The sequence below is a fragment of the Roseomonas aerilata DSM 19363 genome (assembly GCF_000711725.1).
GTDB lineage: Bacteria > Pseudomonadota > Alphaproteobacteria > Acetobacterales > Acetobacteraceae > Roseomonas > Roseomonas aerilata.
Map to the genome: position 1 here is coordinate 145,681 of NZ_JONP01000014.1, position 8,782 is coordinate 154,462.

The 8,782-nt window shown below is 68.9% G+C and carries 7 protein-coding genes and 1 rRNA gene; 6 read left to right on the forward strand and 2 right to left on the reverse strand.

Annotation, left to right across the window (positions count from 1 at the left end; all coding sequences use genetic code 11):
- Nucleotides 1-3: 3 nt before the first annotated feature.
- A complete protein-coding gene (locus BO39_RS17325) occupies nucleotides 4-2,250 on the forward strand; it encodes a xanthine dehydrogenase family protein molybdopterin-binding subunit (protein WP_043835629.1) in 2,247 nt (748 codons plus the stop codon).
- Between the two features lie 123 nt (nucleotides 2,251-2,373).
- Nucleotides 2,374-4,044, forward strand: a complete 1,671-nt coding sequence (locus tag BO39_RS17330) for a methyl-accepting chemotaxis protein (protein ID WP_043835631.1) — start codon at nucleotides 2,374-2,376, stop codon at nucleotides 4,042-4,044.
- Nucleotides 4,045-4,082: 38 nt separating this feature from the next.
- On the opposite strand, the gene BO39_RS17335 is transcribed toward BO39_RS17330, so the two are convergent.
- Nucleotides 4,083-4,793 (reverse strand): ImuA family protein, encoded by a 711-nt coding sequence (locus tag BO39_RS17335; RefSeq protein WP_052402235.1) that lies wholly within the window; start codon nucleotides 4,791-4,793, stop codon nucleotides 4,083-4,085.
- Nucleotides 4,794-5,051: 258 nt separating this feature from the next.
- Here BO39_RS17335 and BO39_RS17340 point away from each other — a divergent pair, with 258 nt between their 5' ends.
- Nucleotides 5,052-5,765, forward strand: coding sequence for a serine protease family protein (locus tag BO39_RS17340; protein ID WP_043835633.1), 714 nt, complete (start codon nucleotides 5,052-5,054; stop codon nucleotides 5,763-5,765).
- A gap of 3 nt (nucleotides 5,766-5,768) precedes the next feature.
- Here BO39_RS17340 and BO39_RS17345 read toward each other — a convergent pair whose 3' ends face one another.
- Entirely contained in the window at nucleotides 5,769-6,020 is a 252-nt protein-coding gene (locus tag BO39_RS17345) for a DUF1127 domain-containing protein (protein WP_043835635.1), read from the reverse strand.
- Nucleotides 6,021-6,094: 74 nt separating this feature from the next.
- On the opposite strand from BO39_RS17345, the gene BO39_RS17350 reads away from it, so the two are divergent.
- The 3 genes from BO39_RS17350 to BO39_RS17360 all read left to right on the forward strand — a co-directional run.
- Nucleotides 6,095-7,015 carry a LysR substrate-binding domain-containing protein gene (locus BO39_RS17350; RefSeq protein WP_245615230.1) on the forward strand — a complete coding sequence of 307 codons (921 nt, stop codon included), beginning with the start codon at nucleotides 6,095-6,097 and terminating at the stop codon, nucleotides 7,013-7,015.
- 111 nt (nucleotides 7,016-7,126) lie between these two features.
- Nucleotides 7,127-8,125, forward strand: coding sequence for a Bug family tripartite tricarboxylate transporter substrate binding protein (locus BO39_RS17355; protein ID WP_043835637.1), 999 nt, complete (start codon nucleotides 7,127-7,129; stop codon nucleotides 8,123-8,125).
- Nucleotides 8,126-8,568: 443 nt separating this feature from the next.
- Nucleotides 8,569-8,782 (forward strand): 16S ribosomal RNA (locus tag BO39_RS17360); the annotation flags it as partial.

Consider the following 8,782-nt stretch of genomic DNA (forward strand, 5'->3'; position numbering starts at 1 on the left):
ACCATGCACGAGACCCATTTCGGCTCCCCCCGCAACCGCGTGGACGGCCGCCTGAAGGTGACGGGTGCCGCGCCCTATGCCGGCGAGTTCACGGCGCCCGACCTGGCCCACGGCTACGTCGTCTCGGGCGCCATTGCGAAGGGGCGGATCAAGAGCATCGACACGAAGGCGGCGCTCGCCGTGCCCGGCGTGGTGCAGGTCTTTACACACGAGAACCGCCCGCGCACCGCCTTCCGCAGCAACGCCTACCAGGACGAGGTGGCGCCGCCCGGCAAGCCGTTCCGCGCGCTCTACGACGAGCGCATCGTCTATAGCGGCCAGCCCGTCGCCCTCGTGGTGGCGGAGGACTTCGAGATCGCCCGTTACGCCGCCTCCCTTGTGCAGGTGACCTACGAGGCGGAGCCGCACGAGACCGACCTCGAGAAGGTGCGGGGCAAGGCCTATGTGCCGCCGGTCAAGCGCCAGGGCATCTCCCCGCCGCCCAAGCCGCGCGGCGATTCCGAGGCCGCCTTCGGCAACTCCCCCGTGAAGATGGAGGCCGGGTACCGGATCGCCATCGAGCACCACAACCCCATGGAGCCGCACGCGACCACCGTGGTCTGGGAGGGCGACGAGCGCATCACCGTCCACGACAAGATCCAGGGCGCGCAGAACAGCCAGTCCTACATCACCAGCGTCTTCGGCCTGCCCAACAGCGATGTGCGGGTGATCTCGCCCTTTGTGGGCGGCGCCTTCGGCTCGGGCCTGCGCCCGCAGTACCAACTCTTCCTCGCTGTCATGGCGGCGCTGGAGCTGAAGCGCTCCGTCCGCGTGGTGCTGACGCGCGACCAGATGTTCACCATGGGCTACCGCCCGGACGGGCTGCAGGAGGTGGCGCTGGGCGCAAACCAGGACGCCTCGCTGCAATCCATCCGCCATGACCTGATCGCCAATACCTCCACCTTCGAGGACTACCAGGAGGCGACGGTCAACTGGTCGGCCATGCTCTACCACTGCGACAACGTCACCACGACGCACAAGCTGGCCACGACCGACCTCTACACCCCCGCCGACATGCGCGCCCCGGGGGCGCCGACGGGCCTGTTCGCCATGGAATCCGCGATGGACGAATTGGCGTACAAGCTCGGCGTCGATCCGGTGGCGCTGCGCCTGAGGAACTACGCCGACATCGACGAATCCACGAACAAGTACCACACGAGCAAGGAGCTGCGCGCCGCCTACCAACTCGGCGCCGAGCGCTTCGGCTGGTCGAAGAGGAACCCCAAGCCCCGCTCCATGAAGGAGGGACGGGAGCTGATCGGCTGGGGCATGGCGACCGGCGCCTGGGAGGCGCAGATGGCCCAGACCTCCGCCCGCGCGACGCTGACCGCGGACGGGCGGCTAGAGGTGGCGACCGCCTCCGCCGATATCGGCACGGGCACCTACACCATCCTCACGCAGATCGCGGCCGACGCGCTCGGCCTGCCGATGGAGCGGGTGACGACGAAGCTCGGCGATTCCTCCCTGCCGAAGTCGCCGGTCGAGGGCGGTTCCTGGACCGCCGCCTCCGCGGGCTCGGCGGTGGAGCTGGCCTGTCACAAGGTGTGGGAGACGCTGTTCAAGTACGCCCGGGGCATGGACGGCTCTCCGCTGGCCAATGCCGACATCGACCGCGTGACCTTCCATGACGAGCGCATCGCGCTCGTCTCCGATCCCTCTCGCTACGTGACTCTGAACGATGCGCTCAAGGCCGGCGGCGTCGAGAAGATTGAGGCGGAAGAGACGGCCGCCCCGAGTAAGCTGACCCAGATGCGCTACAATTCCTTTACCCATTCCGCGATCTTCGCCGAGGTGCGGGTGGACGAGGAGTTGGGCCAGGTGCGCGTGACGCGGATCGTGGATGCCGTGGCGGCCGGGCGGATCATCAACCCCAAGACCGCGCGCTCGCAGATCATCGGCGGCGTGGTCTTCGGCATCGGCATGGCGATGCACGAGGAATCCATGGCGGACCATAATCTCGGCCGCTTCATGAACCACAACCTGGCCGAGTACCATGTGCCCGCGAATGCCGACATCCACGGCATCGAAGTGATCTTCGTCGAGGAGCACGACACGTTGACCAGCCCGCTGGGCGTGAAGGGCCTGGGCGAGATCGGCATCGTCGGTACCGCGGCGGCGATCGCCAACGCGGTGTTCCATGCGACGGGCAAGCGCATCCGCGAACTGCCGATCACGATCGACAAGGTGATCGGTACGCCCGAAGCGGTCTGACCAATGCGCCCGGCCCGGTGGGAATCCTTTTCCTGCCGTGGCCGGAAGCCCGTGAATTTTCACATTTTTATAACCCAGTTCGCGCAGGCTTGAGGCGATTGAAACGCTGAGGCTTATCGGAAAATGACCCTGCGCACCCGAATCATTGGCGCGATGGCGGCCTGTGCACTGACGATCGCGGGAATGGGGGGCCTTGCGGCCTACAGGATTTCAGCGATCAACCATTACGTGAACACGGTCGCGGCGAACTGGCTGCCGAGCGTCGATGCGATCGCGCGGGCCTCGGAGACGGTGCAGATCCTTCGCCAGTTCATTCTGCGCCACAGCATCGTCAGCGATGCCGCCGGCAAGCAGGAGGTCGAGGGGCGGTTGAATGAGCTCCAGGCGTCAATCGACAAGTTCTTCGTGGACTACCAGGCGCTGCTGACAAGCCCTGCCGAGCAGCGCCTGTTCGACGCTTCGAAGCAGTCTTGGCAGGCCTACCGCGTGGAGATCGAGCCGACCCTGGCTCTCTCTCGTGCCGGGCAGAACGCCGCCGCCGCGGCCCGCATTATGGGTGTGAACACCAGCCGCGCGCGCACCCTGACCGCCGATTTCGATGCGCTCAAGGCCCTCAACAAGGAGGGCAGCACCAAGGATGCGGAGGCCGCAGCCAGCACCGCCTCGTCCTCAATCATGGCAGCGGGCGCGGTGACGCTGCTTGCCTTCCTCGGGGCTGCTGGCATGGCCATCTGGCTGGTGCGCGGCGTGTCTCTGCCGATCCTCCGCACAGCGGAGCTGATGCGTCAGATCGCGGACGGCAAGCTCACGGTCACCATCGAGGGCAAGGATCGCACGGACGAGATCGGCCACATGGCCCGCGCCCTGGAGGTGTTCCGGGCCAATGCCGAGCGCGCCCGCGACCTCGCCGCCTCGCAGGAGGCCGAGCACCGGGCCAAGGAGCAGCGCGCTGCCCGCATGACGGAGTTGGTGAGCGGCTTCGAGGGCCGGGTGGGCGAGATGGTGAGCGTTCTCTCCTCCGCCTCCACCGAACTAGAGGCAACGGCCCGCAGCATGGAATCGACCGCCGTGCAGGCCCGCGCCCAGGCCACCGAGGTCGCCGGCGCCGCGACCCAGGCGAGCGGCGGCGTGCAGACCGTGGCGGCGGCGGCCGAGGAGCTGAGCGCCTCCATCATCGAGATCAGCCGCCAGGTGGCCCAGGCGAGCAGCGTTGCCACCAGGGCGGTGGACACCGCCAACGCGACGAACGCCACGGTCCAGAACCTCTCCGATGGCGCCAGCCGGATTGGCGAGGTGGTGAACCTCATCAACAACATCGCCGGCCAGACGAATCTTCTCGCCCTGAACGCGACGATCGAGGCGGCGCGCGCGGGCGAGGCCGGCAAGGGCTTCGCCGTGGTGGCGAGCGAGGTGAAGTCGCTGGCCGCCGAGACCGCGAAGGCCACGGACGAGATTGGCCAGCAGGTCGGCCAGATCCAGGGCGCCACGCGCGGCGCGGTGGAGGCGATCGGGCTGATCATGAGCACGGTCAAGGAGATCAGCGAGATCACCGTCGCGATCGCGGCCTCGGTGGAGGAGCAGAGCGCCGCCACCCAGGAGATCGCGCGCACGGTGCAGCAGACAGCCGAGGCCACCGGCATGGTCGGGCAGAACATTGCCGCGGTGAGCCAGTCAGCGAACGACACGGGGGCGGCCGCCAGCCAGGTCCTCGCCGCCGCCTCGGACCTTTCATCCCAATCCGAGCAACTCACCGCCGAGGTGCACACCTTCACGCGCGAGGTGAGGGCGGCCTGAAGGCGCGGCCGCCGCTGTGCCGCCCCATTCAGGGGCGCTCAGTGGCGGCGGCTTCGCCTCGGTGCCGGGCTCTCCTCGCGCATCTCCTCGTCCACCACCAGACTCTCTATCCCCGCGCGCCAGGTGACCTGCCAGCGCTGCGGCCGTCCGGCGCGGCAGCGCAGCAGGTCCAGCGTCCATTGCGGGTCGCCCAGGTCGTGCATTGACCCGCCCGCGCGCCCCGTCACGTGCCAGCGCGTAGCCGCCAGGGACGGACCTTCTTCGGCCTCCGCCTCGCACAGCAGCAGCCCGATCCCCCCGCCCGTCTCCGCCGCCAGTTGCAGCCGGCGCATGGCCGTTGCATCCGGCCGCTCGTCCATCAGCAGCACGGCCGAGACCGCGTGGCAGCGTAGCGCCTCCTCCGTGGCCCAGAGTGCGTCCACGTGGTTCGAGGGCTGTGCCACGATCAGGCGAGAGGGCGGCAGGCCGAAGCCCATCAGCCCGGGCGGCCAGGGATCGGGGTCGCGCGCGATCCAGAACACCGTGCCGCCGGAGCGCGCCATCAGCAGCGCCGCGAACCCCACTGCTGCCCCCGCGCCATCGGACAGGATCTCGTGCACCGCCGCGCGCGGCAGGCCGCCGCCGGGCAGGGCCCGGTCCATTTCCGGGCAAAGGGGAATGGCCGAAGCCTCTTCCCGCCCGGTCAGGCCTGCGCGCTCGATGCGTGCCACGCGGGCGCGGAGTGCGGCCAGAACGGCGTGCCTGTCCATTCCTGTTCCATCCGCTGAATCGCGACCTCGCACACGGTCGTCACATCGGTCCTCAACCCCTTGCAAGGAAGGGGTGGGGGCAGGAATCAGCCGGGGCCTTGAGGGCGAATCGGAGGGCATGTCCGTTCATACTATGTTCCTTTTTGGGCCGCATCCTTCCTCTGCGTGCCGCTACGCCTCCATGGGTCATGCCAAAGGTCACATGCGGGTGCAGCCTTACCTTGCGCGAAACGTTCCGGGTTTGAGGAACCCAATTTGATGATGCAGCGGCGCGCCCTTCTCGCCCTTATGACCCTGCCGGCCAGTCTGGCCGCCTGCGCCGGTTTGCCCGGCATGGAGGCTGCCGGAACCCCCGTGGCCCCGCTCCTCGGCACCGGCTTTGCGGCGCTGCACGCGGATGGAGCATGGGGGGCGGGTGCGGTCCTCGGCTCCGCCGTCGCGGTCGCCCCGGGCCGCGTCGCCTGCACCACGCACGCGCTGCCCCGCGGCGCGGATTTCGTCTGGCTCCGCCGCGGGGACGGCGCACCCGCCCGCCGCGTGCCCGTGCTGGCTCGCAGCCCGCGCATGGATCTCTCCATCCTCGGCGACGAGGCCGGCCTGCTGGTCCCCGCCGATCCCTGCGGGGCGGAAGTGATCACCGGCGACGCGGTCTGGGCCGCCGGCATGCCGGGTATCGGCCCCGGCGTCGCCACCGGCACGGTGGAGATCCCCGACGCCATCCTGCCCCGCTTCGGCCGCGGCTTCACCGCGCGCATGCCGGCGTTGATGGGCTATTCCGGCGGCCCGGTGGTGGGGAATGACGGGCGGCTGAAAGGCCTCGTCGCGGCCGTCCCGGACGAGGGCGGCTCGAGCGCGCTGGCGCTGCTTGCCGGAATGGACCTCGGCGGCCTTGCCGCGGGGCGCGGCCGCCGGGTCTTCGCCCTCTCCATCCACGAGGTCATGGAGGAGGTGGGGCGGATGGGTCTCGCCTGAGGCCTAGCCGCGGCGCGAGTTGTCCCGCGCCCCAATGTCCCAGGGTGCGCGCCCCATCTCGCGTTCCGCTTCTAAGCGGTTTGCCCCGATATCGGCGAGCATACGGTCATCGAGGGTAGCGAGGATGCGGCGCTCCTCGATGGTGCGGACCATGCGCGCGACCATGGCCAGCCAGCCGGAGGCCGGGACGCCCGGGGTGCCCTTACCGGCAGCCTCCCGAGCGAAGGCGCCGCGGTGGATGACGTGACCGGACATGATGCGATCCTTTCCTGGTTGATGTCGCGAGGGGGAGGATCGTCCCGGCGCCGTCATAAGGGAAACGAGTTGTTTTGAAGTTCGGCATCAGCGATGCTGATCCGGTCATGATGAACATCCCGCCCGGGATTGATCCCGACCTGCTGCGCTCCTTCGTGCTGGTTGCCGAGGGCGGCAGCGTGACACGCACCGCACTTCGCGTCGGCCGCACGCAATCCGCGGTCTCCATGCAGATGCGCCGCCTGGAGGAGATGCTGGGCCAGCCGCTGCTGCTGCGCGGCCCGCGCGGTCTCAGCCCCACGCCGCACGGCCTCTGGCTGCTCGACCGCGCGCGCCGGCTGCTCGCGATGCACGACGAGATCGTGAACAACTTCCGCGCGCCCGAGATCACCGGCCGCATCCGCCTCGGCTCGCCCGACGATTACGCGCTGCTCTGGCTGCCTGAGATCCTTGCCGGCTTCGCCGAGGCTCATCCGGCGGCCGAGGTGGAGGTGGTCTGCCTACCGTCGAGTGAGCTGCTGCGCTGCTACGAGAAGGGCGATCTCGACATCACCCTCTTCTCCGGCGGGAACGAGCAGCCGGGCACGCCAGCGGAAAGCCTCTGGCGCGGCCCGCTGCGCTGGGTGGGCTCCGCGACGCGCCCTGTCCACCTCCTGCGACCGGTCCCGCTCGTGCTCAGCCATATCGGCTGCAACTGGCGAATCGCCGCCACGGGCGCACTGGGCCGGGCGGAGGTGCCCTGGCGCATGGCCTATTCCTCTGCCTCCCAGACGGGCACGCACGCCGTCGTGCTGGCCGGCCTCGGCATCACGGTCGGCCTCTCCGTCGCCCTGCCGCCGGGCCTGCGCCTGCTCGGGCCGGAGGACGGCATGCCCGACCTACCCGAGTTGGAGATCGCCCTGCTGCGCCACCCCGGCGCGGGGGCCGAGGCGCTGGCCGAGCACATCCGCCGCGGCTTCGCCGCGCGCCCGGAGCCGAATGCCCGCGCGGCCTGACGCCGCGGCCATTCCGGAATGGGTTGCGCGCCGCGAAGGAGGCGTCAAAGCTGCGCCGACCGCGGGGCCGGGCGGAAGAGAAACCGGGAAGAGACGTTCAAGGAGCACTGCATGATCGAGAGCCCGAACAAGGGCCGGCGTGGGCTGATCATGGCGACCGCCGCTGGCCTCGCCATGCCCTCCCTTCTGCGCGCACAGGGTGCCGGTCCCGGCGCCTGGCCGGAGCGGCCGATTCGCCTCATCGTCCCCTGGCCGCCCGGCGGCTCCACCGACGCCGTCGCGCGCATCTTCCAGCCTCGCCTTTCGGACGTGCTGGGCCGTCCCGTTATCATCGACAATCGCGGCGGCGCCTCGGGCGCGATCGGCGCCGGCGAGGCGGCACGGGCCACGCCCGACGGCTATACCTGGATGCTCGCCTACGACACCGAGGCGACGAACCAGACCGTCATGCGCCTGTCCTACAGGACGCTCGACGCCCTGGTGCCGATCTCGCTCGTCGCCACGGGGCCGCTGGCCCTGGTCGCGCACCAGTCCACGCCCTTCCGTAGCTTCCAGGACGTCGTGGACGCGGCGAAGAAGGCGCCCGACAGCCTCAACTACGCCACCTCCGGCGTCGGCGGGCTCGCCCATGTCGCGACGACGCTCCTGCAGCAGAAGGGCGGCTTCAGCCTTACCCATGTACCCTACCGCGGCGGCGGGCCGGCCGTGTCGGACGCGGTGGCCGGGCACGTGCCGCTGTTCATGACCAACGTCGTTATCATTACCCAGCACATGAAGGCCGGCACGCTGCGCCCGCTGGGTGTCACCACGCGCACGGCCTCCCGCCACGTTCCAGGTGCCAAGTCCTTCGCCGAGCAGGGCGTCGGCGACTTCGAGGCGCCGACCTGGTGGATGCTGCTCGGCCGCGCCGGCACCCCCGACGCCATCCAGGAGCGGATGAGCACCGCCATCCGCCAGGTGCTTCAGGATCCGGAGGTGAAGTCGAAGATCGAGGAGCAAGGGGCTGACGTGGTGGGCTCCGACCCCGCCGCCGCGCGCGCCTGGCTCACCAGCGAGATCGACAAGTGGGGGGCCGTCATCCAGTCGGCCAACATCAAGGCCGACAACTAAGCCGACCCTTCCCGGGCCGCCACGCCGGTTGCCTGGGAAGGTTTCATGCTGCTTGCGGAAAATTCGCACGCGCCCCGAAAAAGGGGTTTGACGGCGTCGGGCCCCGCCCATATAAGCCGCCCACGCCGAACGGGACGGACGCTGAAACGCTCCGCTCTAACGGCTCCTCCCTCGGATGCAGGGTCGGTCATCAGGTGGCTCGAAAGGGTCGCCCGGTGACGCTTCGCCGCCTCCGAGTGGATTGTTCCTTCACAACAGCATCTGTTTCTTGAAGACGAGAGAGAGTTGTATCTTGCCTTATTTGGGGAGGGATGCGTGGCCAGTGCTGCGTGTTCTGAGCCGTTGGGGTGGGGTACGGGTGAGTAGCGAGTGCGCGTGATGGTCAGGGTTTTCTGAAGGTTTTGCTGATTGGGGCTTTAGGGTTCTGGTTGGTGGGATCTGATGAACTTGAGAGTTTGATCCTGGCTCAGAGCGAACGCTGGCGGCATGCTTAACACATGCAAGTCGCACGGACGGTTTCGGCCGTTAGTGGCGGACGGGTGAGTAACGCGTAGGAACATATCCAGGGGTGGGGGATAACGCTGGGAAACTGGCGCTAATACCGCATGTGAGCTGAGGCTCAAAGCAGTGATGCGCCTTTGGAGTGGCCTGCGTCCG